This window comes from Tolypothrix sp. VBCCA 56010, assembly GCF_050875635.1.
In the GTDB taxonomy this organism is placed as follows: domain Bacteria; phylum Cyanobacteriota; class Cyanobacteriia; order Cyanobacteriales; family Nostocaceae; genus Hassallia.
Genome location: NZ_JBPAOH010000052.1, coordinates 17,246 through 44,002 on the forward strand (window position 1 = coordinate 17,246; position 26,757 = coordinate 44,002).

The window sequence follows — 26,757 nt, forward strand, 5'->3', positions numbered from 1 at the left end:
ATTAAAAATTTCCCAAATTAAAAATTTACAACAAAATTAAGTTGCTTTTTTCTACGCCTCATGCATATTGTTCGATCATCAAAATTGTGAGTTGCTAATAATCGGACTTTTATTCCAGTAGTTTATTTGTACTAGTGTGTGTGCCTGCCAATCGAGAGCGGTTTGAGGATAATCTAAACGAAAGTGTCCACCACGACTTTCGGTTCTGAAAGCAGCGCTTTTAAGAATTAAATAAGCTACATCTAATAAATTGCGGGTTTCAGCCCAGAGTCGCAACTGCCTTTCAACGTCGGGTAAAGTGAAACTAGCTGGTTGTGTTGGACGTAATGTAAGTAAAAATTGGCTCAGTTTCAAAGCAGCAAAATCTTGTTGCCAAGATTCAATAGTAGCGATCGCTTGCTCTAAACTTGATTGTTGACGACAAATACCAGCACTTTCCCAGACTAAACGCGGTAACTTCTGTCGTAGTGCTTCTAGCTGTGCTTCTTCGTTGTTCCACTCACCTTCAGAAAGGATAAACTCAGAAGGAGAAAGTGTAAATTCAGATTCTTTGATATCCTTGTGACTTGTGACTTCTGACTTCAGATTAGCCATTTGTGCGCCAAACACAATACATTCGAGTAGGGAATTACTTGCCAGACGATTCGCTCCATGTACGCCGGTACTGGCAGTTTCCCCCACCGCATACAAACCGGGAATATTTGTTTGATTCATCAGATCCGCGAAAATACCACCCATCCAGTAATGAGCAGCTGGGGCAACGGGAATCAATTGCGAGAAGACATCAATACCCCAATGCTGACAAACTTTAACAATGTTGGGGAAGCGGTAACGAATCTTGTCAACAGGGATCGGGCGCATATCTAACCATACATGAGCAGTTGCCAGGTCGCTAGAAGTGGCTTGCAAGTGGCTGAAAATGGCTCGACTGACGACATCTCTAGGAGCGAGTTCACCAGCCGGGTGGTAGTCAAAGGCAAAGCGTCGCCCTTCATTATCTACTAGATGTGCGCCTTCGCCGCGCACAGCTTCACTAATGAGAAAGCGATCAGCACCAGGTTTAGTTAAAGCAGTCGGGTGAAATTGGACAAATTCTAAGTCTCGCAAAATTGCTCCAGCACGCCAAGCGATCGCTACTCCATCGCCGGTACTCACCGCTGGGTTAGTGGTTTGGGCAAAAACTTGACCGCCACCACCTGTTGCCAAAACTACTGCGTCGGCTCGTATCCAGGTAATTTTACCTTGATAAAACAGACTAATTCCCTGACATCTTCCGCTTTCGGGTTCCAGCCACAACGATAGCGCCAAAGCTTGCTGAATTACTTGAATATTTGGGCGTCGCAATACTTGAGCGGTAAGAGTAGTAGTTACTTCCCTACCTGTAGTATCGGCAGCGTGAAGAACCCGATGCCGAGAATGGGCAGCTTCTAAAGTTAAAGCTAACTCATTATTATGACGGTCAAAAGCTACTCCCAAATTTACTAAAGATTGAATGCAACTTTTGGCGTGTTCGGCGAGGAATTCTACCGCTTGGGGGTCGCACAAACCAGCACCTGCGCGTAAAGTATCTTCAATGTGCAGGTAAGCAGAATCTTCCGGAGCGATCGCCGCAGCAATACCTCCTTGTGCCCAATCACTAGCGGACAAAGAAACTGTTTCTTTAGTAATCAAGCCGACTTGTAAGTGCTCTGGCAAACAAAGTGCCGTGTATAATCCAGCAGCACCAGCACCGACTACTAAGACATCAAATTGGCTGTTGATATTTAGCACGCGGACAAGGTTGGGGATGGGGGGAGTGGGGGAGTGGGGAGATGGGGGGACAAGGGAGAGGGGGGAGATGGGGGAGACAAGGGGGATGGGGGAGATGGGGGAGACAAGGGGGATGGGGGAGATAAAGGAGAAGAAAATTCATCTTGTCTCCCTTGTCCCCTTGTCCTCCTTGTCCACGGACACGTTCCTTAACGGGGGGAACCCCCGCACTCGCTGTGTCCTCCCCTTGTCCTCCTAGTCCCCAGTCCCCAGTCCCCAGTCTTTATCTGTAGATGCCGTTGTTAAAGCGATCGTCTCCTTCGTTGAAGACGGCTTCCTGCTCGGTCACGGTAAAGTGATCTAGGTTGGCTTGCAGGATTTGTTTTTGGCGATCGCTTAATCCGGGAATGTTGAACACATCATCTAGCTGCTGGTAAGGAGCATTTTCGATGATTTTCCTGGCGAGGGTAGGATACAGTCCTGGATATTGCTGAAAAGCTCGCACGTTGGTGTTATTTAAGTCAAGTTTTTTCCCAAATTCCGTTGCTAGTTTTTGGTCTGCCCTGTTTTGCGTTGGTTGAGTGAACTCAACTGCAAGAACTGGCACAAATTGCAAACTGACACCATTGATATTGCTAGCTTGGGCTATCTGAGTTGTTCCCAACCATCCCCAGCAGCCAAGCAACAAGCTAAACACTGTTAATAAACGCACCAATCCTTTCACAATTTTTTACCTCTCTATCAAACTGAAATAAAAGTTTTAAGCTCAGAGCACGCCAGAGCGATCGCTCGTCATTCGTCACAGAACGACAAAAGACAATCCTCAATCCTATGCTCATAACTTAATCAACACAGCAGTCATCAGAAACTAATATACAGCGTATTAATATCCACAATATTTACTGCCACTGCCATTGGTTGTACTTTTACTAAAAATTATCAAATAATAAAGCAAAAATACCTATTCTTTTTGGCTTGGTGCAACACCGTTTTTGAGAGCGCGTATACGCGTCAAGCAAAGCTTTAACGCCCAAAAAGTAAGCCACCATTAACGTTTAGCACTTCACCTGTGATAAATGAGGCTTTTTGTGAAGATAAAAATAGAACTGCCGCTACAACATCCCCAACATTCCCAGATCGACCTACAGGGGTTTGGTTGACAATTGACTCAACGATTTCTTCAGACCACTGGTTTGTAATAGCGGTGTTTTCAATATAACCAGGAGCAACAGCATTAACCGTAATTCCTTGGGGACTGAGTTCGCGTGCTAGAGCATAAGTTAATCCATGTACGCCTGCTTTGGCTGACGTATAGCCTAAATAACCCGGTCGGTTTCCTCCCGTAAACGCAGCATTAGTGCTGATGTTAATTATGCGACCTCCCGGTTTGGTCAAATGAGGGGCAACCGCCATTGCCATCAAAAAAGTACCTTTGAGATTAGTATTTATCACCTCATCCCAAAGTTGTTCGGCTTCGTCTAACGGCGTACTGGTTGTCAACCAACGCGGAAAGCCTGCGGCGTTGACCAATACATCAATATTGCCGTATTGCTGAACAACAAAATTAACAACTTCAGTAACTTCGTTTCGCTTGCTGACATCTGCTTGTTGCCACACGCAATTCAAACCAATTGCTTGCGCTGTAGATTTGAGCTTTTGTTCATTTCGTCCAATAATCACAACATGAGCATCTTCTTTAACAAAAGCTTCCGCAATGCCACGTCCGATGCCACTACTGCCACCTGTGATGATTACAACTCGCATGTTATGACTGGTTTTAGGACTTACGCAAAAACTCTCTGCAACTGTTATTCCTTCGTGTCCTTCTCCTTCTCCTATCGGAGAAGGACGCCAAGTACCCAAGGAATAAGAGTTGTAGAGGGTTTTGGCGTAAGTCTGGTTTAAGACGCAACGGCAGCTAGCAGAAATAAGCTATCTACCAAAATTGTACTTAGCACCGCTCCACTAAAGGCGTACCAATGCCGTTGGCGTTTAATTAAAGGCAAAACGCCAGCAATCAACAAAACTACCGCGAGAATTAACGCCCAAGTTTGTCCCCAAGGTGTTTGTACTTGCGCTACAGCACTATGTAATATTGGTGATGCTAAAGCTGATTCGACACGCATGATTTGCCGCCAATAGGGCATCAAGTCTACTAGATAAAAATACACGTCGGTTAAAGCTGTACCCAGTAAAGAACCGAAATAAAACCAGTTACCGACTTTGCCCCAATTCCGCATTAGACACCAACAAGCAAATGGTAGCGCGATTGACTCTACTGGCAAATGCCATAACGGTTCCCAACGCAACCAGCCCCAATAAATTGAACCGGCTAACCAACTCCAGCTGAACCCTAAGAGTAAATCTCCCCAAATATAAGTTGCGGAATTTGACATTAATCTAAAACTCAGCCAAACCCAAAAGCCTGTTAATACAAAACTTAATAAAGGTAGCGATCGCACTAACGGCGCTTCGATAAACACGGGCACAGATACTAAAAATACCGCCGCCGCAAACACTAACCAACCTTGGCGAGACGATGCCATGACTCCCAATGAGGGACTCAAAGACAGTGCTGTCTCTAACTCCTCTCGGCTTTTTTGCACCGTTTCCGTGTCTAGGGCATTAATTGCAGGGGTAGAAGTTGCGTAAGAAGACAATGTATTGTTAATCAAAGTTTTTAATATTGTTTACTTAACTTTATATTATTTAAGATATCACAACAATAAATCCCCTATGGGGGCATATTTATTTTACTTTAATTTTAATTGGCTAAAATTATCTGACCCGGACACAACGACAACAGAGGCGTAAAGTTGGATAATTCGGTAAAATTACGCAGCTAATATAGGAGTCTGATTAATGGGAATAATGTTAGAAGCCGGTCTAGATTTGCTATTGCCAACATCAAGTCATATATTACAGGTGGGAGTTCCCTCTGCTGTAGCAACGAGTGAACCGAACCTGATACAGCAAATAATTCAGGCATTTATTCTGGGGATTGTGCAAGGGATAACAGAATTTCTGCCCATTAGTAGCACTGCCCATCTACAAGTATTTACCAAAGCATTAGGCTGGGAACTTTTGGGAGAAAAGTCTTTTGTCGCGACGATTCAATTTGGCAGCGTGATTGCCGTTTTGATTTATTTTTGGAAAGATATTAGTCTAATTTTGACTGGAGGCTGGGTAGCTTTCCAAGAAAAAAACTGGCGACGGGATGAATGGCAATTATTGGTTGGTGTAGCAATAGGCACTTTACCGATTTTAGTAGTGGGATTTGCGATCAAGGATTTACTCAACGATGAAAATTCGGCAATTAACAGTATGACGACGATCGCCATCGATTCGATTGTCATGGCACTTTTATTAGGGGCAGCAGAAAAATTCGGTAGCCGCAAACGCGACTTTAACAGCTTGAAGATTCGCGATGGACTGCTGATTGGGTTAGGACAAATGCTAGCTTTAGCACCTGGGGTATCTCGTTCTGGTGCAACTTTAACCACCGCCTTGTTTTTGGGCTTGCAAAGGGAGACAGCAGCAAAATTTTCCTTTCTTTTGGGCATTCCTGCCTTGACAATTGCAACTTTATATGAATTTATCAAAGAAGCTTTGGGTAAGATTGACTTGGTGTTGGTAGGTGTAGGAACATTATCTGCGTTTATATTTTCGTATATCTCGATCGCTTGGCTGTTGCGATATCTTCAAAGAAAAGACACTTGGATCTTTGTTTGGTATCGTTTGGCATTTGGAGTAGCAATCTTGAGTGCGATCGCTGCTGGGATGTTGAAAAATAATTAATAAAAGTTAGGAGTTAGGAGTTAAAAGTTAAAAGTTAAGACGAGTAAATAGTTAAAATATTTTTGCTGACAACTCATAACTCATAACTCATAACTCATAACTCATAACTCATGTCTACCATTAATCCTGCCCGAATTACTGGGGTATTACCAGATTCCATCGCTGCGGAAATTGGCTTTGCGGTGGGGGATGCGATCGTTGCTATCAATGGTATGCGTCCTCGCGATTTAATTGATTATCAGTTTTTGTGCGCTGATGAAGTTCTGGAACTAGAAGTTTTAGACGAGAAAGGAAAAACTCATCATATTGAAATTGAAAAAGACTACGACGAAGATTTAGGATTAGAATTTGAAACGGCACTGTTTGATAATTTAATTCAGTGTAATAACCGGTGTCCATTTTGCTTTATCGATCAACAGCCACCAGGCAAGCGACAAAGCTTGTATTTTAAAGATGATGATTATCGCTTGAGCTTTTTGTATGGCTCATACTTAACTCTTACCAATTTACCAGAGCGAGAATGGCAGCGCATTGAAAAAATGCGACTATCTCCGTTATATGTTTCGGTTCACGCTACCGAACCAGAAGTTAGAATTAGACTGTTGAAAAATCCCCGTGCTGGACAAATTTTACAACAACTGAAGTGGTTTCAAGAAAGACGATTGCAAATTCATGCTCAAGTCGTCGTTTGTCCTGGTATAAATGATGGCAAACATTTAGAACAAACATTGCGGCATTTAGCGTCATTTTCTACTGGGGAAGTGCCTGCGATTTTATCAGTAGCAGTGGTACCTGTGGGTTTGACGCGATTTCGTTTAGAGAAAGATGAACTTATACCAGTAAGTGAAGAAAAAGCGATAGAAGTGATTTCGCAAGTGCGATCGCTTCAACAAGAATTTAGTAAAAAATACGGTTCTAACGTAGCTTGGTTAGCTGATGAGTGGTTTTTGATTGCTGGTGAAGAATTACCCAGCGAAGTTGAATATAACGACTATCCGCAAATTGACAACGGTGTAGGTTCGATTCGTTTATTTCTCAAGCAGTTTGCAACCGCTGCTACTGAATTATTACCACAAAAAATCTCAAAGGCGCGAAAATTTACTTGGGTAGTTGGCAATGCAGTTGAAAAAGCATTTCAGCCTATTTTACAGCAATTGAATGCTGTAGAGAATTTAGAAGTAAATATGCGTGCTTTGAACAGCGATTATTGGGGACAGAGTATCAGCGTTACCGGGTTGCTAACTGGTCATGATTTGCTTTTAAACTTACAAGGGCAAGATTTAGGAGAAGGAATTTTGCTACCAAAAGTTATGCTCAAACATGGTGAATTGATATTTTTAGATGATATGAGTATTGAAGAGGTAGCTAGCCAACTGAATACAAAAATCTTACCAGTCGCCGGTGTGGAAGATTTAATCAAGACTTGTATTGATTAAAAAATTGCTCAGTCATTATACACTATTTTCTAAGATTATTCCGAAAAGAAGTGATTGGCACCTTAAAACCTGCCTTAAAGTGGTTTTCATGAGGCGGCGATGTCGGAACCTGCGTCCGACATTTTAGCCGCCGTCCCCAGCGCATGATTGCACGGGGTTTTCAACCTACCTTCTTATAAGACGATTCCACAGACAAAGCCAGCAGTCGGATTTGAACCGACGACCTTCCGATTACAAGTCGGATGCACTACCACTGTGCTATGCTGGCGAAGCGCTAACTCTGGACGATCGCAAAAATTTTTTTTGTACACATCATACCAATTTCATATCCTAGCATAAGCCAGCTAATCGCACAACGTCAAGTGCAAAAAAAGAAAATATGATTTTTCTGCCTGTAAATGATTTATTGAAGGCTGCTTTCTTCGTGCAAACAAATCGAAAAAATTGTGAGTAGGGAGTAATGAAGATTCATATCTGAAATCCCAGGCTGAACACCAAAATATCTGGTAAGGTTTTAAAGTGGTATTTTATTAATACGGCAGGCGCGAAGCGAACAAGCAAGACATAATTGTTCTTTACAGATCACAACAATGGCAGCGTTGATCGGACGAGATTTATTAAGTTTGGCGGACTTGAGTGCAACCGAAGTTCAAGAACTCTTGCTTTTGGCAACTGAGTTGAAATCACAACGGCTAAAGTTGCATTGTCCTAAAGTGCTGGGGTTGTTGTTTTCCAAAGCTTCAACTCGGACACGAGTCAGTTTTACAGTGGCGATGTATCAACTGGGTGGACAGGTAATTGATCTTAACCCGAATGTCACCCAAGTGAGTCGCGGGGAACCGATAGAAGATACAGCGCGGGTATTGGATCGATATTTGGATATTTTGGCAATTCGCACCTTCGCACAGCAAGATTTGGAAATTTTTGCCCATTATGCCAAAATTCCCGTAATTAATGCGCTTACCGATTTAGGGCATCCCTGTCAGGTATTGGCAGATTTAATGACGATTCAAGAATGTTTTGGCACCCTGGCTGGGTTAACCTTAACTTATGTGGGCGATGGTAATAATGTCGCCAATTCTCTGATGCTAGGCTGTGCTTTGGTAGGGATGAATGTAAGAATTGCCACGCCAATTGGCTATGAGCCAAATGCAGCCATCACCGAAAAAGCACGCGCAATAGCCGACAACAAAACTGAAGTTATCTTAACTAATGACCCAGAAGCAGCAGTAAAGGGAGCTTCTGCACTTTATACTGATGTTTGGGCAAGTATGGGGCAAGAAGCAGAAGCCGACGCAAGGCTACCAATTTTCCAATCCTACCAAATCAACGAGCCGCTATTAAGTCTTGCCTTACGCGACGCAATTGTTTTACACTGTTTACCAGCTCATCGCGGTGAAGAAATTACTGGATCTGTAATTGAAGGCTCTCATTCACGAGTTTGGGATCAGGCAGAAAATCGGATGCACGCTCAAAAAGCTTTACTTGCAAGTATCTTAGGGGCAGAATAAAGAGTTAGGAATTAGGAGTTATAAGTTATGAGTTAGGAGTTATGAGTTAGGAGTTATGAGTTAGGAGTTATGAGTTAGGAGTTATGAGTTATGAGTTATGAGTTAGGAGTTATGAGTTATGAGTTATAAGCTATAAGTATTTACTCCTCACTCCTCACTTTCGTACAGACGTGGGAGTGTGGAACGTCTCTAGCTCACTTTGCTCCTCTTAACTCCCAACTTTTAACTTTTCACTCCGCTCGTCTTAACTCCTCACTCTTAACTTTTAACTTTTCACTCCTAACTCCTCACTTTTAACTCCTCACTCTTTGAATTTCCTCACCCAAAATTAAAAATTCAAAATTTACAAGCCATTGGGGGAGTTTTTGTAGTACTAATGTTCTAGAGACATTTGTACTTTGTCTCCCTACTAATTTATGGAAAGACTAACAGAAGCTCAACAAGAACTTTACGAATGGCTGGCGGAATACATCCGATCGCACCAGCATTCGCCCTCAATTAGGCAAATGATGCAAGCGATGAACCTGAAATCACCTGCACCCATTCAAAGCCGCTTGGAACATTTACGCGCCAAGGGACATATTGAATGGAGTGAAGGTAAGGCAAGAACAATTAGGATTTTGCGTCCGCAAAAACCAGGTGTGCCAATTTTAGGTACAATTGCCGCCGGCGGTTTAATCGAACCGTTCACCGATACTGTGGAACATCTGGATTTGGCTAATTTGTCGTTACCTCCGCACACATATGCTTTGCGAGTAGCTGGCGATAGTATGGTTGAAGATTCGATTGTCGATGGAGATGTGGTATTTCTGCGTCCAGTACCAGAACCAGATCATCTGAAAAATGGTATCATTGTCGCCGCCAGAGTCGAAGGACACGGTACGACATTGAAGCGATTTTACAGAAATGGCGATCGCGTTACCCTCAAACCTGCAAATCCCAAATACAACCCCATCGAAGTATCGGCTATAAAAGTGGAGGTGCAAGGTACCCTTATCGGTGTCTGGCGAGGTTACAACTGATATATGGGTAATGGTTAGTGGATAGTAGTTAGTGGATAGTAGTTAGTGGTTTATAAAACAACTAACTACTAACAACCCTTCGGGTTCACCACTTGCTACAACGGGGGGAACCCCACGCCAGTCGCCGAGGGCGTTCGTGACCTCCGCACAGCGCTGGCTCCGCAACGCAGTGGTTCACCAACAACGCTCCAACCAATTATCGTTTTATCACCATTTTAGTCATCGCTGTCTATATGTATTTGACGCCACGAGTTGAGAAATTGCCCACTTTCAAGCTGAAAAAACCATTTGCCGGCGAAAGTAAGGGCAATTATCAAACTCATAAACTACCAGGATGCCCCAGAATGCCGCAATATCTGCAATTACGGCAATATCAACGACAAGCTGTTGAGTCTTGGTTTGCCAACAACGGCAGAGGTACGCTGAAGATGGCTACTGGTAGTGGTAAGACGATTACAGCATTGGCGATCGCTTGCGAGTTATACAAACAAATTAACTTGCAAGCTTTACTGGTGGTGTGTCCCTTTCGTCATCTTGTCACCCAATGGGCGCGAGAATGTGAAAAATTCAACTTGCAGCCCATTTTAGCTTTTGAAGATTTACGAACGTGGCAAAGTCAACTTTCTACCCAACTTTATAACGTGCGTTCTGGTTCGCAATCGTTTCTCACGGTTGTTACTACCAATTCCACATTAATTGGCGATGGCTTTCAGTCTCAACTCAAATACTTTCCCGAAAAGACTTTGATTATTGGTGACGAAGCACATAACTTAGGCGCACCTAAGTTTGAAGAAAGTTTACCGCGCCGCGTGGGTTTACGACTCGCTCTTTCTGCTACCCCAGAAAGATATTTTGATGATGATGGCACTCAATCTTTATTTAATTACTTTGGTGCGGTTATTCAGCCAGAATTCACTTTAAGGAATGCAATTTATCAAGGTGCGTTAGTACATTATCTGTATCATCCCATCTTAGTAGAGTTAACTGAAACAGAAAGCATTGCTTACTTAAAATTAACCAAAAGAATTGGACGAGCCTTACTGTATCGAGAACGAGAAAATTTAGATGTAGGTGACTTTGAAGACAATGAAGATTTAAAGCCTTTGTTAATGCAACGTGCGAGATTAATTGGCGCGGCAGAAAATAAATTAAATGCCTTGCGCGAACTAATGGCGACTCGTCGCGAAACTAGTCACACCCTTTTCTATTGTAGTGATGGCGCACAAGAAGCGGGACAGCGGTCATCCCTACACCAGCTTAAAGCAGTCGCCAAAATATTAGGAGGAGAACTGGGGTATCGGGTAAGCACCTACACCGCAAAAACGCCTTTACAAGAAAGGGAAACTTTGCGCTGTCAATTTGAAAACGGCGATTTACAAGGTTTAGTAGCAATTCGCTGTTTAGATGAAGGAGTCGATATTCCGGCAATTCAAACTGCTGTAATTTTGGCAAGTTCGGGAAATCCCCGCCAATTTATCCAGCGAAGAGGGAGAGTTTTACGCCCTCACCCAGGTAAAGAACGCGCTACTATATTTGATATGATTGTGCTACCACCAGAACTTGACAGGAATACTTTAGAAGTTGAGCGCAATTTGTTAAGAAAAGAGTTGCGTCGCTTTGTCGAATTTGCTGATTTAGCTGACAACGCTGGTGAAGCCAGGATGAAATTACTCGCTTTACAAAAGAGATACGACTTATTGGATATCTAATGATTGCACTAAGACACCAAAAACAACGATTTTTCTTGCTTTAGATAAATTTTTGTGAAAGAAGTAAAAAAAATCGATAAAAACAGGGGTAAATGTGAGATGATAATAAGTATGAGATGGATTTTAGTATAATGGGGTATTAGCAAAATTTTTAAAACAGCGACCACTCAATTATGATGAAAGTTATTTAGTTATCTTTAATAATACCAGGAGACAGCCCAAAAAGAAAGCGATTTTTGTCAAAAAATTGCAAATTTTCTTGTTTTTTTTGGGTGAAAGTAAAGATAACGGTAAGAGTACCTTTAAGGCGACGCTTAGACTCCTTACAGACGGTTAAAATAGAGAATAAAAATCTATTTTAAAACCGAAATGACAAAAGAGCCGAATATCGATGATGTTCAGGAGCCAATTATCAATGCTCCTGAGGAAGTGCGGCAAATAATTGAGCGGGTATGGTATCTAGAAAAAAGCAGACTGGATAAGAAAAGTCTTAGCCATATTAATGATGATATATTAAAAATAGTGAAGGAAGTTGTGCAATGAAGCTGACTTCAATCAAGCTGTGTAACTTTCGCTCTTTTTATGGCAAAACACCGGAAATCATCTTAGCAGTTGGTGAGGCTGATAACACGACAATTATTCACGGTAATAATGGAGCGGGAAAAACCAGTCTGCTAAATGCATTTACATGGGTGCTGTATGAGAAATTTAGTGCAGCATTTGCATCAGTTGAGCAGTTAGTTAATAAGCGAGCGATCGCTGAAGCTAAAATCGGGCAAGCTGTAGAATGTTGGGTAGAAGTAGCTTGGGAACATGACAGCAAACGCTACAACGTCAAACGTCAGTGTCGAGTTTATAAAAATGCAACTGACATTGATGTTGGTAAGACAGAATTATTAATGCAAGTATCTGGAGATGATGGACGCTGGTATTTTCCACTCCAACAACCAGAAGATATTATAAATCAGATTTTACCTAGTAGTTTACATCAATATTTCTTCTTTGATGGCGAACGGATTGAGCAAATAGTGCGTTCTGATAAAAAAGCGGAAATCGCGGAAGCGACAAAGATGCTTTTGGGGGTAGAAGTAATAAATCGTTCTATCAAGCATTTGGGGGAAGCAAAGAAAACTTTAGACAATGAATTAAAACTCATCGGTGATTCCGAAACGAAACAGCTTTTAAGACAGCAAGAAAAGCTAGAGCGGGAAATTGAGCGCATCACCAAGCGACAAACGGAAATAAAACAAGAATTAGAATATCAACAAACCTTTAAAAAAGAGACAAGTAACCGTTTGCGAGAACTCAGCGCTGCCAAAGAAATTCAAGAAAGACGACAAGAGTTAGAAAACCAAAAAAAAGCAAACCAAGAAAATCTCAAACAAACCAGAGAAGCGTTAAAAAAACTTATTTCCACACGCGGTTATACGGTGTTGCTATCGTCAACTACAATCGAATTTCGTGCAATTATCGAAGATTTAAAGCAGCGTGGTAAATTAACTGCGGGAATTTCGCGGGAGTTTGTCACCGACTTACTCAACTCGAAACGCTGTATTTGTGGTGCAGAATTACACGACGGAACCCACCGACACGAAAATGTGAAAAAGTTGCTCGATAAAGCTGGTTCTTCAGCGATAGAAGAAACAGCTTTCCGCATGAGCGCTCAAGTAGATGAAATTGATAAGCAAGCAGTCGCGTTTTGGGAAGAAGTTGATAAAGAACAAGCCAGAATTAATCAGCTAAGGCAAACTATATCTCAAATTGAAGGTGAGTTAGATACTATTCAAGAACGCTTGCGAAAAGATCCAAGTGAAGAAATTCGCAGTTTGCAAAAGCGATTAGATGAAATTGAAGAAAAAATCAGAGAATTAACGTTAGAACAAGGTGCAAATCAACAGCAAATTGCTAATCTGAAAGCGGAAATAGAAGGTTTGAATAAGCAAGTTGCTAAACAAAAGCTGAATGAAGATAAACAAACACTCGCACAACGACGGATTGCAGCAACCCAAGATGCAATTGAGCGATTAACTGAAGTTAAATTTCGTCAAGAAAATCACTTTCGCTTGCAACTTGAAAAGCGAGTCCAAGAGATATTCAGTGAAATTTCTTTTACACCTTACATTCCTAAAATTAGCGATAAATATGAACTGACGCTAGTGGAAAATACAACAGGTATGGAAGCGCTAGTTGCAGCTTCTACAGGGGAAAATCAAATTCTCAGTTTATCTTTTATCGGCAGCATTATCGACAGGGTGCGGGAATGGAGTGAAAGAAAAATGCTGATGATGCCAGATAGTAACACGTTTCCGATAATGATGGATTCGCCTTTTGGTAGTTTGGATAATAACTATCGTCGGCAAATTGCGAAGACTATTCCGCAATTAGCAAATCAGTTGATTGTGTTGGTTACTAAGACGCAATGGAGAGGTGAAGTTGAGGAGGAAATGGCAAAGAGAATAGGTAGGGAATATGTGTTGACTTATTATTCTTCTAAACCTGATTGCGAACAGGATTATATCGAGTTGGGTGGGGAAAGATATGCGTTGGTTAGGCAAAGTCCGAATGAGTTTGAGTATACGGAGATTGTTGAGGTTGAACGTGGGGGTTAATTATTCTTTGCGACTTTGCGCCTTTGCGTGAGATTATTATTTGATGCGATCGCGAAGTGACTCCGCAGGAGTATCGCGTTTATTTTTTAGGAAAACGAACCGCCAAGGCGCCAAGTACGCCAAGATAAGAGAGGAAAGTGCGATGCGGAAGCCGCCACCTCCGGTGATCGCGTTTATTTTTTAGGAAAACGAACCGCAAAGGCGCGAAGTACACGAAGATAAGAGAGGGAAGGGCGATGCGGAAGCCGCCACCTCCGGTGATCGCGTTTAGGTTTTTGGTTAAAATTGCAACGTAGTATATATCAATATTATGGCTGAAACTGGCAGAATCAGGGTTGCTAAAGATAAGGCTGAGTTGGTGAAGGCTTTAATATCGGCTGATGGTGCAATGGGTCCTTTTCAGACTTTTGCTGATGCGATCGTTTTTGCTGCTGCTTTGGGTGCGAAGCATAATAAGCGAGTTCCTTTGGGGGAGATATCTAAAAGAGAACCGTCACCAATTAGGTTAGAGTATTTTGCCTCAATGGGACATGATATTTTAATAAAGTTATTAGCTATTAATGAAACTAAAGATATCAAAATATTATCTCTTAATGAGGAGGAATATGAAAAGCAACGCAATCACATATTTGAAGAATACGCTAATGGGGGATTAGAAATACTCCAAAATGAATTACATGGCTCTGTTGATTATTCCGAGCGTACTTTATTATTTTTAGGTTACGAACGAACGAACAAAGAAGAACAAGACGAGGAATTTGATTTAAGCAAATTCTTGTCTTAAAATATAACAGTCCTAAATGATTCGTGAAAAAACCAGATCCCCGACTTCTTTAATAAGTTAGGGATCTGAATAGGGGCAATTTTAACTGAGGAAATAGGATTGCTATAGTTGCTGCTTAAAACCAATAAATTATGTCCATTCTAGTCTCAATTTAACTGTCTTAACTGCATCCGCTATGGGAGTTGATTTATTTAACACTTCGTAGGTTGTAATATCCGAATTAGTCGCTTTCCTAACTACATTATTTTCCCAAAGATTATTTTTTCGTGACCAATCTAGCTGTGCTAGTTGTGAAACTTTCTGTGGATCAAAATAATTTATTTCATTGTCATAAGTGTGGTATAATAATCTACCCAGAACTTCCAGCCCAACACTAACTCCTAACAATGAATATTCTTTGAATGTAGCTATCTGATTAACTGTCAATTTGTCAAACTTTGTTTCAGAAATATTGTTTGTATCTGCACATTCAGAGAAAAAGTTATTTAAGCACTTAGCTAAAACTTCGGATGATTGCTCAACATCACGACCTTGAAGATTATCATTTGGTTCATCAGCAAAAATACAACTGACAAATCTAGCTATAAAATTAGTTGTGTAAATCAACTTTTGTTTAGTAGGTGCGTTTCTTCCAATTTTATTTGTTTTTTCTTGAAACATTCGTACTCGTTCTATCAAGTTTTTGGTAATGCCAACCCTACCTTCAAACTCACCAAATGATAACAACAATGAATTATCTAGTTGTTTCGTTTGAGCCATATCTCGGAAATCTGTCTGACATTGGCGCTTTTCTCCTTCTAAAATCAGGGTAATTGCAAAATCGTCATTACTAATTAAGTGGCTTTCATCACTAAATATTAATTCGTGAATTGCACTCTTACGATGCTGACCATCTGTAATATCTAATTTGATTCCATTAGGAATAACGACTATACAAATTCCTCTACCCAATTCGTGTATTTGAATATGTTGCTGGTCAACATTGGCTGTAATTGTCCCCAAAACCCAGGGTTTGTTAGCTTTAGCGCGATCAACAACATAGTTTTTTATTTCCTCAGCATGACCTTTAACTTCTGGACGATTCTTACCTGAATCAGGATCATTGTTTTTGGAGGGTTTGGCTTGAAGAAGAGTAGGTAAGTCTTTAGCTGGTACATTTATTTGGAGCATTTTCCGCTTTCCCTGCTGAAAAATCAACCCTGGATAGCAAGACTCTCGATAATGTGCCGAAAATAACGGATCAACTACGGTACTAAACTGAGCTTTGACTTGAGGAGAAACGCTATTGTCAATATTTTCGTTAATTTGAGCCATATAAATACCTATAAATATTGGCAGATGTTAGCCAATATAATATAAATATATGTAATATTTAGCCCCAGTGAAAGTAATAGTTTAAAAAAGTACACAAATATTACTTAAGAACTGGTGGAAGTCCTACTTCTTTTGGTTCAACGAACTTACCATCAAAACTGATTGTTTTATTTTCCACAGTTCTCGCATTCGCTAAAGCTTTGCGAAGTTCCGCACGCTCCATCTGATCTGTGATTCCACCTAAAATATATATTAGTAACTTTGCTGCCAAATCCCTTCCAGCAACCTGCACCCGTTTTTTATTTGGGTCATACAAAACCCCATACCAAAGTGATTGCGGGTACTCGATATTACTAAATCCTCCCTTTTGGTCGAACCTGCGAAGCTTCTTAAAAATGTCTTCCAGTGATAAATTTTTGCGGAAAACTAGAATTCCCAAAGCTTGCGCTAAAGCTACTTGTCCCACAGGACGAAAAAGCATATTTCCTTCACCCCCATCTTTCTCAAAGCTGAATCGTCGCAAAGGTGGTGTATCTTCTTCTTCTAAAAGCTGATAACTGGGAAGACTGGCTAAATAATCAAATAGCTGATATAATTCTTTAATTCCCTCTTGAAGTTCGTCATTCTCTGGACGCATGGGAATTAAGCCTTTATCCAAAGGTTTCCACAAAGGGAATTTTTGCCCCAAATATCGGCTAGACATATCTTGCAGAGCTTGCAGGGTGGTTAAAACTGTTGATTTCGATGCCACTGTTGCACTATCCCAATTAACGCGAGGTTTGCGATTCTGCTTTTGTTCAAAAAGTGGATGCGTCACAGCGATTTTTCTCGCAACAATCGAAAAACCATCATCTTCATTCAACTGCGCTAATTGACCTTTAGTCAAAGGTGCAGCCATCAAGTTAACATGAACAAATATGGATCTTACCCGTCGTCTTGCTTGTTCGCGAGTTTCTCCAGCAGCGATCGCACAAATAAATTCAATCCCAATCTTTTCTGCGGGCAAGTTTTGCAGATAAGCTGGGTCTACATGATACTGATCGATCAAGTCAGATAAAGTAATAAAAGTATCGTCAGCGGTTTTATCTTTTTTGTAACGCAGGAGTTTGCGAGTTTTAATCAACTCCATCAATCCTTGTACCCCCATCAGTCGATGCTGACCATCTAATGCATAAATGGTTACATCCTCTTCGGAAACGTTCAGTAAACCGACTTTACCATCTTTATCTAATGGGGTAAAATCAATAGTTGATTTTGTCGCAGTTCCTTGTTTATTCCACTCAGCAGCTTTCGGATTGTCCACCCAAGGTTGGTTAATTACGACCAAAACAGGGGGAAACTTATGATTAGTCCTTGCTGCTAAATACTGCGCTAGGGGTAGTTGACGTGACCAATCAAGGGGACGTTGACGAATTTCCTCTATGCTATCCGCGTCAATTTCTACATTATTATACTTTTGCTGAAGCAATGGTAAACTAGACGCAAAGCGAACCCGATCGGCAAACCATTCTAAACTGACAGAACCCACATAAGCTTCAGTCCCACCCATCTCTGTTTTTTGGACGAGAATCCGATCTTTTTTCCCCAGGAATTTCTCCAGCAATAAAGCAAGTACCTGTTTATCCTTGTTTTCCCTTGCTAGATACTTGTTTGCGATGTCAGATGCACTATCAGTCATGTTGATTTGTGAAAACTTAAAAGTTAATACAAATTAGTTTTCTATAAAATTCGCTGGTGGATAAGTAAGTTTTTAAAAACTTTACGTTCTACAATACTAAAGCTGATAAATGCAGTACATATAAAGAGGGTAACAAATGCCCGTGTCTATACAGGAAAGGAGAAATGGCTACAGCACAACCAGAAAAGAAACGAGAGCAAGTGCGTACAGTCGCAGAGTTTGTGGATAATATCCAAGAACTGACTGTCGAGATACAAGAATTATACACTCTGGATGCCATTCCTTGGGTAATTGGATATTCAGGTGGTAAAGACTCGACAGCAATTTTACAGTTAATCTGGAATGCGATCGCTGCTCTTCCTCCAGAAAAACGAACCAAAACAATACACGTTATTACAACCGACACCCTTGTAGAAAATCCTTACGTTTCTGCTTGGGTACGCAAATCTTTGCAGCAAATTAAAGTTGCGGCAAAACAACAACAGATGCCTATGATACCGCATCTGTTACACCCCGAACTAAAAGAAACATTTTGGGTAGGATTAATCGGTAAAGGATATCCAGCACCGAGAAGAAAATTTCGTTGGTGTACGCAACGTTTAAAAATTAGCCCATCTAACCGCTTTATTCGAGATGTGATTCGGGTTAGCAGTGAAGCGATCGTTGTTTTAGGTATTCGGAAAGCCGAAAGCGCATCACGCGCTAAGAGGATGAGAGAATGGGAAGCGACAAGAGTACGCGATCGTCTTAGTCCTAACATGAATTTACCAAACTCTTTAGTTTATAGTCCCATAGAAGACTGGAGAAATGATGAAGTTTGGCTTTATTTAATGCAATGGGAAAATCCTTGGGGATACAGCAACAAAGATTTATTTACTATGTACAGAGGTGCGACAGCGGATAATGAATGTCCTTTAGTTGTCGATACATCAACTCCTAGTTGTGGTAGCTCTCGTTTTGGTTGTTGGGTTTGTACTTTAGTGAGTGAAGATAGCTCACTAAAAGCAATGATTCAAAATGACGAAGAAAAAGAATGGTTACAACCGCTTCTGGATTTACGCAGAGAATTAGACATAGAAACAGAAGACCGTAATTGGCGTGATTTTCGTCGCCGAACTGGAGATGTCCAACTATATGAGCGGAATATAGAAGGTGAAATTTCAGTTGAGCCTATTCCTGGTCCCTATATTAAAGAAGCGCGAGAATATTGGTTAAGAAGACTCCTGACTATTGAGCAACAATTGCGGTGTAATGCACCAGAAAATATGCGCGATATCACCCTAATTACCCCAGAAGAACTGAGCGAAATTCGTCGCATTTGGCTAGAAGAAAGACACGAATTTGATGATAGTTTACCCCGCATTTATATGGAAGTGACTGGTGAAGCTTTCTTAGACCCTCGTCCCGGTGCTGATTATAGTCTACTCGGTAGCGATGAATGGGCTGTGTTAGAAGAAATTTGTGAAGGTGATGGAATGCATTTAGAGTTAATGGCGAAACTGTTGGATACAGAACGCCAATATCGCAAAATGTCGCGTCGTGTGGGAATATATGACACCTTAGAGCAATGTTTTAAAACAAGTTCCCGCTCCCCAGAAGAAGCGATAAAAAATGCTCATTACAAACGCGATTTAAAAACAGCGGCAGGTTCTGGTGATGTGGAAAAGGTGAAGCAGCTAACTTTGGGAGATGTTGCGTTAACAGATGAAGCAGAACCGAAAAGTTGGGCAAATATGAAATTTAAAAATAAAAAGAGTGAATAAAATCAAATTGTTGGCGAATTAGTGTGGAGTAAACCTATCAATCGTTAAAAGATTTTCGCAGTTATGATTTTTGTGCTGAAAAAAAATCTTCCTGATTGTTTAAAATAAGATAAGCGTTGAAACGCTTACTACGAAAGATATTAATTCAGCTTGTAAAATGAAATTTCTTGAACTCGTATTACGAAACTTCGGTCCATACTGTGGGAAACAAGTCATCAATCTTAACCCAGAAATTGATGAAGAAAATTCTCGTCCCATTATCCTATTAGGGGGAATGAATGGTGGAGGAAAAACCACGCTCATGGATGCGATTCGTCTCGCACTTTATGGACATCGCGCTCAATGTTCTACTCGCGGTAATCTGAGCTATAGTGATTTTCTCACTCAATGTGTCAACAGTCACACCGATCCGGTTGAGAAAACCCGGATTGAATTAGTTTTTGAACATATTGAAAATGACAAGCCAGCAAAATACCGCGTGGTACGGACTTGGGATAAAAATCCCAAAGACGGTAAAGACCACTTAGGTATTTTAGATGCTAATGAATGGCTTGATACTGCTTTAGCTAATATCTGGGATGAGTATATTGAAAATCTACTACCTTTAGGAATTTCTAATTTATTTCTCTTTGACGGAGAACAAGTTAAAGAACTCGCAGAACAAGAAATACCACCACCGATTGTAGTTGAAGCGATTAGCGGACTTTTAGGACTAGAATTAGCTGAACGTTTAGCAGTTGATTTGGAAATATTAGTCAATCGCAAACGCAAAGAAATTGCTGATATTAAATATTTAGCAAATTTAGAGGAAATTGAAAATCGGCTAAAAGAACAACAAAAAGAATACGATGCATCAACGCTCTTATTAACGTCTTTACAAGAAAAGTTAAAAGAAGTTGAACTTCATCAACAACTTCTTGTTGATAAATTTATTTCTGAAGGTGGTAAAATCGCTGGAGAACGCAGTCAGTTAGAGAAGCAGAAATCAGAAATAACTGCGTCAGCCGAGAAAACACGTCAAGTAATGTGTGAATTAGCGGCTGATATTTTACCTTTGGCTTTAATTGAACCTTTGTTGAATCAGACTTACACCCAAGGAGAAAAAGAACTTCATATTCAAGAAGCGAAAATAGCACATGATTTATTAGTTGCGCGAGATAAACGATTACTCGATTTAATTCATAATTTGGCTCTAGGTGATGATAAAGTTGATAAAATTAAACATTTTATCAATCAAGAAAATCAATCTTTAGAGGAAACTACTACAAAACAGCCTTGGTTATTAACTGATACGGAAACACTGCATCAGTTAGATAATATTATTCGTCATCATTTGCGAACAGCAAAAAATAATGCAGAAGATAAACTCAATATATTACAAACAAAAGAAGAAGAAATTATCACTTTAGAAAGACAAATTCAAACTGCTGCATCACCAGAAGATTATCAAAGATTAGTTGATGAGTTGCAACAAGCACAAGAGCAAGTTGCTAAAGCTAAAGCAAGTTGGGAAATAACAAAACGCCGTTTGGATGAATTAGATAGTAATATTCGCAATACTAAAAAAGAGCTAGAAAATTATACTGAAAAAAATATTGACCGCCAAAATAAAGAGCATATTATTTACTCGGCTGCTAAAGTTCAAGATACACTAAAAATTTTCCGCGAAAAATTAACTTTGCGAAAGTTAAATAAATTAGAAGTTGAAGTTACAGAATGTTTCCGCTATCTTTTGCACAAATCTGATTTAGTGCATCGCGTCGCTATTGACACCAACACTTTTAGCCTTTCTCTGTATGACTTACAGGGTAAACCAGTTCCCAAACATCGACTTTCCGCTGGGGAAAAACAACTTTTAGCGATCGCCTTTCTTTGGGGTTTAGCGCGAGTCTCCGGACGCCGCTTACCTGTCGCCATCGATACACCACTAGGCAGACTAGATTCTTCGCACCGTGGTAACTTAGTAGAACGTTACTTTCCCTCAGCCAGCCATCAAGTAATTTTGTTATCTACAGATACTGAGATAGGCAAACCGGAAGTTGAAACACTCAGAGAAAATGAAGCGATCGCCCGCGAATACCTCCTCAAATACGACTCCTCCACCCGTCAAACTACCATACAACCAGGCTACTTCTTTTAGGGGAGTAGGGAGTGGGGAGTCACCAGTGCGTTGGTAAGGCAGCGCGGTCTTCTCCCTTTGGGAGAGGCTAGCGCCAAGGGGAGGCAGTGCGTTGGGCGGGTTTCCCGACAGCCGTGCACCTGCCGTGGTTCCCCCCATGAGCGACTGCCGCAAGGGTTCCCTGGCAGCCGTGCACCTGGCGTTGGGGAATAGGGAGTGAGGAATCAGTGCATTTTGAATTTTCACTACTCACCACTGCCTAATATTGGAATATTGGGGAATTAGTGCATTTTGAATTTTCACCACTCCCCACTCCCCACTCCCCACTCCCCACTCCCCACTCCCCACTCCCCACTCCCCACTCCCCACTCCCCACTCCCCAACATTATGGAAACACCAATTGAACGCATACGCCTTTCGCAAACCGCAAAAGACCAACTTCTCAAACTAAGACGCAACACCAAAATCGACCAATGGAACATCCTTTGTCGTTGGGCATTTTGTCGTTCCCTCGCCGAACCAACCGTTCCCTCCCCCGTACCAATTCCCCAAGATAGCAACGTGGAAATGACTTGGCGCGTCTTTGGCGGCGAAATGTCTGATATTCTCCTACTTGCCCTCAAACAACGTTGCTACAACGATAATTTAGGTACTGACAAAGAAACCCTCATCACACAATTTCGCCTGCATTTACATCGCGGGATTGCTTACTTAGCAGGCGATTTAAATATCAAGAAGATTGAAGATTTGATAGAACTGGCAACTAAAAAGATATAAGGATTATTAAACCACAGAAAACAGGGGAAGGGGAAAGGGCAATGGGGAGCCAGTGCGTTGGTGAGGCAGCGCGGTGAGACCAGCCCCCTCAGGAGCGGTCTCCCTGATCGATGGGGGACTGGCTCTCCCGTTGGGTCTTGGGGAGCCACCTCCGTGCGCGGGTTCCACTCGCCAGCCGCGTGCGGAGGTCACGAACGTTGAGCGGACTGGCGTCGCGTTGAGGAGAGTGGCGTGGTTTCCCCCATGAGCGACTGCCGCTCATGGTTTCCCGGCAGACGCGCAACTGGCATCATTGGGCAGGGGGCTTTCTTGCAGGGGGCATTGGGGAATAATCTTTTTACCTAGTCCCCAGTAAAGAGTCCCTAATCCCTAATCCAAGCGTCCCTAATCCCTATCTTTATGTCACAAAGCTACTTAGAAATCGAACGTCACAGAGCCGCGATTGTTCGCACTGACATATCTCGTCCTGTGCGATTAGCAATAGAGTGGGCAATTATAAATAATGATACCACGTTTTTTGACTACGGATGCGGACACGGGGGTGATGTACAGCGAGTAGCAAATTTAGGTTACACCAGTGCAGGCTGGGACCCTTACTATCATCCAGATATACGACTCACTCCAGCAGATGTCGTCAACTTGGGCTACGTCCTCAACGTGATAGAAAACCCAGAAGAACGGCGTGAAGCACTTTGCCATGCCTGGGAACTCACCCGCCAAGTTTTAATTGTCGCGGCTCAAGTGCTGATTGATGCTCCTAGCAACGCTCAATTAGCTTACGGTGATGGCATTGTCACCCGTCGCAATACATTTCAGAAATATTACGACCAAGAAGAATTAAAAAGTTACATTGATGAAGCGCTAAATACAGATGCAGTACCCGTAGCGCTGGGCATCTATTTTGTTTTTAGAGATGAGGCTCAAAAAGAAAGCTACAAAGCCATCCGCTTTTTTTCTAGCAATTCTACGCCTCCCGTCCGCATCCCGACAAAGCGGTTTGAGGACTATGAAGAAAAGTTGCGACCACTGATGGAATTTTATACGCGCCGTGGCAGACTGCCAATGAAAGGTGAATTAGAAAATGAACAAGAATTACTGATTGAATTTGGTAACTTTCGCCGTGCCTTTGCGGTGATATTACAAGCAACTGATGAAGCCCAATGGGATGCGATCGCCTATCGTCGTTCTCTTGATATTCAAGTTTACCTTGCTCTCACCCACTTCGATCAACGCCCATATTTCTCTAAGCTAGCCCCGGAAATGCGCTACGATATCAAAGCCTTTTTCGGTAGCTACGAAGAAGCTTGTTCAGTCGCTGATGCCAAGCTTTTCAGCTTAGGTAAACCAGAAGTTATTCAAACAGCTTGCGAAAAAAGCAAAATCGGTAAACGCACTCGTAGCGCTCTTTACGTCCATGTTTGGGCACTTTCCGCACTCGATCCCATACTTAGAATTTATGAAGGCTGCGCTAGTCGCACTGTCGGACGTGTAGATCAAGCCACACTGATAAAATATTGCACCGACAAACAGCAAATTTGCTACCTATTTTACCCAGAATTCGACACAGACCCCCATCCAGCGTTACAAGCGAGTATCATTATTGACTTTAAGACTTTAAAGATAACCCACCGAGACTATCAAAGCAGGGTAAATCCGCCGATTCTCCACCGCAAAGAAACGTTTGTCACTTCTAGCTATCCTATGTTCGCAGAATTTGCTAAACTCACTCAACAAGAAGAGGAATTAGGATTGCTTAAAGGCAAAAGCGACATTGGCACCCGTAAAGGTTGGGAAAAATGCCTTGCCGCACACGAAGTAGAAATTAGAGGACATCAAATCTACCACATTAACGAAACTTAAGGAACTAGATATGTTAAAGGAACATCCTTTATAGGTGTATTTGCCCTGATGACAGCCCAAGTTGTCTGGAAAGCATAACATAATATCGGTTTTCATGTAACTACTATTCTTTCATGCCTTTAAGAATGAAAAACAAGCAGGGAGTGAGACTTCAATCTACAGGTAAAACTGCATTAATCACATTGAAATAAACCTATTTCAATTTGAGAAGTCATACTCATACTAATCTCACTCTCAAAAAAAGATAGTGCAAATCAGATGTGGCTTTATTTCTCCTTGAGGCATAAAGGCATGAAATTAGACAACAGCTATGGCAAGATAACTAAAATTTACTGATGAGAGGATGAATCTCGAATAATGAAAGAAATTAAAGGACTGGGACAAGTTTTTGTCAGCCGCAAAATGGCGGCTTTATTATTACTCGGTTTGGCATCCGGTTTGCCTTTATATTTAATCGGTCTTACCTTAAAGGCTTGGATGACCGAGGAAAAGGTGGATTTGGCGGCTATTGGCTGGTTTGGTCTTACCAGTTTGCCTTATTCGTTGAAGTTTCTCTGGTCGCCTTTTCTGGATAGATTCACCCTACCATTTTTAGGACGTCGGCGAGGTTGGTTGCTGTTGACGCAGATTGCTTTAATGATAGCGATCGCCCTCATGGGTTTTCAACAACCCAAACAAGCATTACAATTTCTTGCCATCAACGCCATTATCATCGCTTTTATTAGTGCTACTCAAGATATCGCGGCTGATGCTTACCGTACCGACGTTTTAACACCATTAGAAATGGGTGCTGGTGCAGCGATTTGGATTTTAGGTTATCGAATTGGTTTGTTAGTTGCAAGTGCTTTGGCTTTGATACTTGCCGATCGCTTGCCTTGGTCGTCAGTTTATTTAATCATGGCTGGTACGATGGGAATCGGTATTTTTGCCACATTATTCGCACCAGAACCAAAAGAAATTAGCCCTCCTGCATCTTTAACCGAAGCCGTATTTTTACCCTTTGGTGAATTTTTTCAGCGTAAAGGTGTTATGCGGGGCTTGTTGATTTTATTATTTATTACCCTATATAAATTGGGCGATGCTTTACTGAGTAATATGACCACGCCGTTTTTGCTGCAAACTGGTTTTAGCAAAACTGATATTGGGGCAATTCAAGTAGGGATGGGATTAATCGCTACTATTGTTGGTGCTTTGGCAGGTGGTTCAATTTTGAGCAGAATTGGCATAAATCGTTCACTTTGGGTCTTTGGCATTCTGCAAGCTGTAAGTAATTTAGCTTATTTTTCTCTAGCATACCTTGGCAAAAATTACCAAGCGATGGTGTTAGCGATTAACATTGAACAGTTTTGTGGTGGGTTGGGAACAGCCGCTTTTGTTGCCTTTTTAATGAGTCTTTGTAACCAGCGCTTTTCTGCAACCCAGTATGCTTTGCTCTCTAGCTTAATGGCAGTCAGCCGTGATATTCTATCTGCTCCAGGTGGTGCGATCGCGGCTGTTACAGGTTGGTCTACATTTTTCTTAATTACTATTGTCGCCGCTGTGCCGGGACTATTCCTGTTACCAGTGTTTGCCCCTTGGAATTCTCCAATAGAAGCAATGCCCAGACCAGGACTCGATCAAGAAAATGAGGATTTATGGGAAACCAAGTAGTCGTTTTTGTCGGCACATTTATTCTCTTCGTTACCGGTTTATTACTTGGCTATGTTCTGTCTCAGTTAGTTTTAGGATTTCTGCCGTTTAACCTCCTAACTTTTTTAGGAACACTCAGCCTAATACTAATTTTTGGGACACTTTATTACGTTTTATTTTGGCAGTTTCGCCGACAGGATTCTTCCTTCTTTGCCCAAGAGATACCCAATTGGGTAGACGATAGTACAGGTGGCTCTCAAAACCGCATGAAAAATAGGCTCGTTTCTTTATTATCAGGAGATACCGCCGCCGCCGATCGCTTAATTGAACAAGCAAAGCAGAATTATCCAGGAATGCCCGAAGATTGGTATTGGGAAAGAGCGATCGCCGATTTAGAACGCGATCGGCGTTAACCTTATATCCCCCAAAAATCGCTAAAATAAATCAGAATTAACTTCACAAATATAAGCGCAAGTTCCTCATAAAAGTTTATTGCTGCTTACAATTAAAACATGGCTATAATTCGTCAATACATCGCCCCCTTGTTGGCAATACTAGTATTTACCCTTGCTCTAGTAGCAGTCAGCGCTCGCATTTTTTTACCTTCTGATATGGCAGCACCCGCACCGATTGAAGAAGTAGGAGTAAGTATTTTACCTGATTTGGAGTTGCCATTTACACCATTATCTAGCTAACAGCAATTTAGTTCCTTTGAATTCCTTACTACCTGGGTACAATATTCGCCGTGGCTCAACTTTAGATCGAGCGCTGCTGGTAAAGTTTATGCAGCGAACTTATCAGGATATGTTTCCGGGTGAGGATTTTTCCCACCTAGCGCGAACAGTCGAGCAATATTTCTCCAGCGAAACACCTCTGTGGTGGGTAGATTTTGTCGGAGAGGGGAACAAGGGAGACAAGGAGGACAAGGAGACAAGGGGACAAGGGGACAAGGGGACAAGGAGAATAATTCTTTCTCCCCATCCCCCCCTCTCCCCATCC

22 protein-coding genes, 1 tRNA gene and 1 pseudogene are annotated in these 26,757 nt (G+C 41.6%); 17 read left to right on the forward strand and 7 right to left on the reverse strand.

Annotated features, from left to right (window positions below; translation table 11 throughout):
* Nucleotides 1–78 precede the first annotated feature (78 nt).
* Nucleotides 79–1,770: an L-aspartate oxidase gene (gene nadB / locus AABK37_RS18725; protein WP_432553054.1), complete on the reverse strand. Its 1,692-nt coding sequence runs from the start codon at nt 1,768–1,770 to the stop codon at nt 79–81.
* 33 nt (nt 1,771–1,803) lie between these two features.
* On the opposite strand from nadB, the gene AABK37_RS18730 reads away from it, so the two are divergent.
* Nucleotides 1,804–1,962 (forward strand): hypothetical protein, encoded by a 159-nt coding sequence (locus AABK37_RS18730; RefSeq protein WP_432553055.1) that lies wholly within the window; start codon nt 1,804–1,806, stop codon nt 1,960–1,962.
* A gap of 70 nt (nt 1,963–2,032) precedes the next feature.
* Here the strand turns inward: AABK37_RS18730 and psbU are convergent, their stop codons facing one another.
* The 3 genes from psbU to AABK37_RS18745 all read right to left on the reverse strand — a co-directional run bounded on the left by psbU (nt 2,033) and on the right by AABK37_RS18745 (nt 4,424).
* Entirely contained in the window at nt 2,033–2,473 is a 441-nt protein-coding gene (gene psbU / locus AABK37_RS18735) for a photosystem II complex extrinsic protein PsbU (protein WP_039752477.1), read from the reverse strand.
* A gap of 299 nt (nt 2,474–2,772) precedes the next feature.
* Complete coding sequence (locus AABK37_RS18740; protein ID WP_432553056.1) at nt 2,773–3,612, reverse strand: SDR family NAD(P)-dependent oxidoreductase; 840 nt, start codon at nt 3,610–3,612, stop codon at nt 2,773–2,775.
* A 38-nt stretch (nt 3,613–3,650) separates the two neighbouring features.
* The gene (locus tag AABK37_RS18745; RefSeq protein WP_432553057.1) at nt 3,651–4,424 is read right to left on the reverse strand and encodes a DUF3120 domain-containing protein; all 774 of its coding nucleotides are present in this window, start codon (nt 4,422–4,424) and stop codon (nt 3,651–3,653) included.
* Nucleotides 4,425–4,611: 187 nt separating this feature from the next.
* Between AABK37_RS18745 and AABK37_RS18750 the strand changes: the two genes are divergently transcribed.
* Nucleotides 4,612–5,547 (forward strand): undecaprenyl-diphosphate phosphatase, encoded by a 936-nt coding sequence (locus AABK37_RS18750; protein WP_432553058.1) that lies wholly within the window; start codon nt 4,612–4,614, stop codon nt 5,545–5,547.
* Nucleotides 5,548–5,657: 110 nt separating this feature from the next.
* Nucleotides 5,658–6,983: a TIGR03279 family radical SAM protein gene (locus AABK37_RS18755; protein ID WP_432553059.1), complete on the forward strand. Its 1,326-nt coding sequence runs from the start codon at nt 5,658–5,660 to the stop codon at nt 6,981–6,983.
* A 196-nt stretch (nt 6,984–7,179) separates the two neighbouring features.
* On the opposite strand, the gene AABK37_RS18760 is transcribed toward AABK37_RS18755, so the two are convergent.
* Nucleotides 7,180–7,251, reverse strand: a tRNA-Thr gene (locus AABK37_RS18760).
* A 322-nt stretch (nt 7,252–7,573) separates the two neighbouring features.
* Between AABK37_RS18760 and argF the strand changes: the two genes are divergently transcribed.
* From argF to AABK37_RS18790, 6 genes are all read left to right on the forward strand, one after another.
* Nucleotides 7,574–8,494 (forward strand): ornithine carbamoyltransferase, encoded by a 921-nt coding sequence (gene argF / locus AABK37_RS18765; RefSeq protein WP_432553060.1) that lies wholly within the window; start codon nt 7,574–7,576, stop codon nt 8,492–8,494.
* 416 nt (nt 8,495–8,910) lie between these two features.
* Nucleotides 8,911–9,516 (forward strand): transcriptional repressor LexA, encoded by a 606-nt coding sequence (lexA, locus tag AABK37_RS18770; protein ID WP_432553061.1) that lies wholly within the window; start codon nt 8,911–8,913, stop codon nt 9,514–9,516.
* Nucleotides 9,517–9,749: 233 nt separating this feature from the next.
* Nucleotides 9,750–11,225 (forward strand): DNA phosphorothioation system restriction enzyme, encoded by a 1,476-nt coding sequence (locus tag AABK37_RS18775; protein ID WP_432553062.1) that lies wholly within the window; start codon nt 9,750–9,752, stop codon nt 11,223–11,225.
* Between the two features lie 369 nt (nt 11,226–11,594).
* On the forward strand, nt 11,595–11,768 hold the full coding sequence (locus tag AABK37_RS18780; RefSeq protein ID WP_201280485.1) for a hypothetical protein: 174 nt from the start codon (nt 11,595–11,597) through the stop codon (nt 11,766–11,768).
* On the forward strand, nt 11,765–13,834 hold the full coding sequence (locus tag AABK37_RS18785; RefSeq protein ID WP_432553063.1) for an AAA family ATPase: 2,070 nt from the start codon (nt 11,765–11,767) through the stop codon (nt 13,832–13,834). The genes AABK37_RS18780 and AABK37_RS18785 overlap by 4 nt, the downstream gene beginning before the upstream one ends.
* 310 nt (nt 13,835–14,144) lie before the next feature.
* On the forward strand, nt 14,145–14,618 hold the full coding sequence (locus AABK37_RS18790) for a DNA phosphorothioation-associated protein 4 (protein ID WP_432553064.1): 474 nt from the start codon (nt 14,145–14,147) through the stop codon (nt 14,616–14,618).
* Nucleotides 14,619–14,747: 129 nt separating this feature from the next.
* Here the strand turns inward: AABK37_RS18790 and AABK37_RS18795 are convergent, their stop codons facing one another.
* Together AABK37_RS18795 and AABK37_RS18800 are read right to left on the reverse strand one after the other, a co-directional pair.
* Nucleotides 14,748–15,932 (reverse strand): DNA sulfur modification protein DndB, encoded by a 1,185-nt coding sequence (locus AABK37_RS18795; protein ID WP_432553065.1) that lies wholly within the window; start codon nt 15,930–15,932, stop codon nt 14,748–14,750.
* Nucleotides 15,933–16,032: 100 nt separating this feature from the next.
* Nucleotides 16,033–17,610, reverse strand: coding sequence for a DGQHR domain-containing protein (locus AABK37_RS18800; RefSeq protein WP_432553066.1), 1,578 nt, complete (start codon nt 17,608–17,610; stop codon nt 16,033–16,035).
* A 164-nt stretch (nt 17,611–17,774) separates the two neighbouring features.
* On the opposite strand from AABK37_RS18800, the gene dndC reads away from it, so the two are divergent.
* The 8 genes and pseudogenes from dndC to AABK37_RS18840 all read left to right on the forward strand — a co-directional run.
* Nucleotides 17,775–19,373, forward strand: a complete 1,599-nt coding sequence (gene dndC, locus AABK37_RS18805; protein WP_432553067.1) for a DNA phosphorothioation system sulfurtransferase DndC — start codon at nt 17,775–17,777, stop codon at nt 19,371–19,373.
* Between the two features lie 157 nt (nt 19,374–19,530).
* On the forward strand, nt 19,531–21,513 hold the full coding sequence (dndD, locus tag AABK37_RS18810) for a DNA sulfur modification protein DndD (protein ID WP_432553068.1): 1,983 nt from the start codon (nt 19,531–19,533) through the stop codon (nt 21,511–21,513).
* 366 nt (nt 21,514–21,879) lie between these two features.
* Nucleotides 21,880–22,269: a DNA sulfur modification protein DndE gene (gene dndE, locus AABK37_RS18815; RefSeq protein WP_432553074.1), complete on the forward strand. Its 390-nt coding sequence runs from the start codon at nt 21,880–21,882 to the stop codon at nt 22,267–22,269.
* 399 nt (nt 22,270–22,668) lie between these two features.
* Nucleotides 22,669–24,129 carry a DNA phosphorothioation-associated putative methyltransferase gene (locus AABK37_RS18820; protein WP_432553069.1) on the forward strand — a complete coding sequence of 487 codons (1,461 nt, stop codon included), beginning with the start codon at nt 22,669–22,671 and terminating at the stop codon, nt 24,127–24,129.
* A 357-nt stretch (nt 24,130–24,486) separates the two neighbouring features.
* Nucleotides 24,487–25,779, forward strand: coding sequence for an AmpG family muropeptide MFS transporter (locus AABK37_RS18825; protein WP_432553070.1), 1,293 nt, complete (start codon nt 24,487–24,489; stop codon nt 25,777–25,779).
* Nucleotides 25,764–26,171, forward strand: coding sequence for a hypothetical protein (locus tag AABK37_RS18830; protein ID WP_039752457.1), 408 nt, complete (start codon nt 25,764–25,766; stop codon nt 26,169–26,171). The genes AABK37_RS18825 and AABK37_RS18830 overlap by 16 nt, the downstream gene beginning before the upstream one ends.
* Nucleotides 26,172–26,270: 99 nt before the next feature.
* Nucleotides 26,271–26,453, forward strand: coding sequence for a hypothetical protein (locus tag AABK37_RS18835; protein ID WP_432553071.1), 183 nt, complete (start codon nt 26,271–26,273; stop codon nt 26,451–26,453).
* A gap of 16 nt (nt 26,454–26,469) precedes the next feature.
* Nucleotides 26,470–26,757: pseudogene (locus tag AABK37_RS18840) on the forward strand (hypothetical protein); the annotation flags it as partial.

What these genes read in the sequence shown, in the direction of transcription:
- AABK37_RS18750 (WP_432553058.1), top strand. Translation starts at nt 4,612, where the DNA reads ATGGGAATAATGTTAGAAGCCGGTCTAGATTTGCTATTGCCAACATCA.
- AABK37_RS18755 (WP_432553059.1), top strand. Translation starts at nt 5,658, where the DNA reads ATGTCTACCATTAATCCTGCCCGAATTACTGGGGTATTACCAGATTCC.
- argF (WP_432553060.1), top strand. Translation starts at nt 7,574, where the DNA reads ATGGCAGCGTTGATCGGACGAGATTTATTAAGTTTGGCGGACTTGAGT.
- lexA (WP_432553061.1), top strand. Translation starts at nt 8,911, where the DNA reads ATGGAAAGACTAACAGAAGCTCAACAAGAACTTTACGAATGGCTGGCG.
- AABK37_RS18775 (WP_432553062.1), top strand. Translation starts at nt 9,750, where the DNA reads ATGTATTTGACGCCACGAGTTGAGAAATTGCCCACTTTCAAGCTGAAA.
- AABK37_RS18780 (WP_201280485.1), top strand. Translation starts at nt 11,595, where the DNA reads ATGACAAAAGAGCCGAATATCGATGATGTTCAGGAGCCAATTATCAAT.
- AABK37_RS18785 (WP_432553063.1), top strand. Translation starts at nt 11,765, where the DNA reads ATGAAGCTGACTTCAATCAAGCTGTGTAACTTTCGCTCTTTTTATGGC.
- AABK37_RS18790 (WP_432553064.1), top strand. Translation starts at nt 14,145, where the DNA reads ATGGCTGAAACTGGCAGAATCAGGGTTGCTAAAGATAAGGCTGAGTTG.
- AABK37_RS18795 (WP_432553065.1), bottom strand. Translation starts at nt 15,932, where the DNA reads ATGGCTCAAATTAACGAAAATATTGACAATAGCGTTTCTCCTCAAGTC.
- AABK37_RS18800 (WP_432553066.1), bottom strand. Translation starts at nt 17,610, where the DNA reads ATGACTGATAGTGCATCTGACATCGCAAACAAGTATCTAGCAAGGGAA.
- dndC (WP_432553067.1), top strand. Translation starts at nt 17,775, where the DNA reads ATGGCTACAGCACAACCAGAAAAGAAACGAGAGCAAGTGCGTACAGTC.
- dndD (WP_432553068.1), top strand. Translation starts at nt 19,531, where the DNA reads ATGAAATTTCTTGAACTCGTATTACGAAACTTCGGTCCATACTGTGGG.
- dndE (WP_432553074.1), top strand. Translation starts at nt 21,880, where the DNA reads ATGGAAACACCAATTGAACGCATACGCCTTTCGCAAACCGCAAAAGAC.
- AABK37_RS18820 (WP_432553069.1), top strand. Translation starts at nt 22,669, where the DNA reads ATGTCACAAAGCTACTTAGAAATCGAACGTCACAGAGCCGCGATTGTT.
- AABK37_RS18825 (WP_432553070.1), top strand. Translation starts at nt 24,487, where the DNA reads ATGAAAGAAATTAAAGGACTGGGACAAGTTTTTGTCAGCCGCAAAATG.
- AABK37_RS18830 (WP_039752457.1), top strand. Translation starts at nt 25,764, where the DNA reads ATGGGAAACCAAGTAGTCGTTTTTGTCGGCACATTTATTCTCTTCGTT.
- AABK37_RS18835 (WP_432553071.1), top strand. Translation starts at nt 26,271, where the DNA reads ATGGCTATAATTCGTCAATACATCGCCCCCTTGTTGGCAATACTAGTA.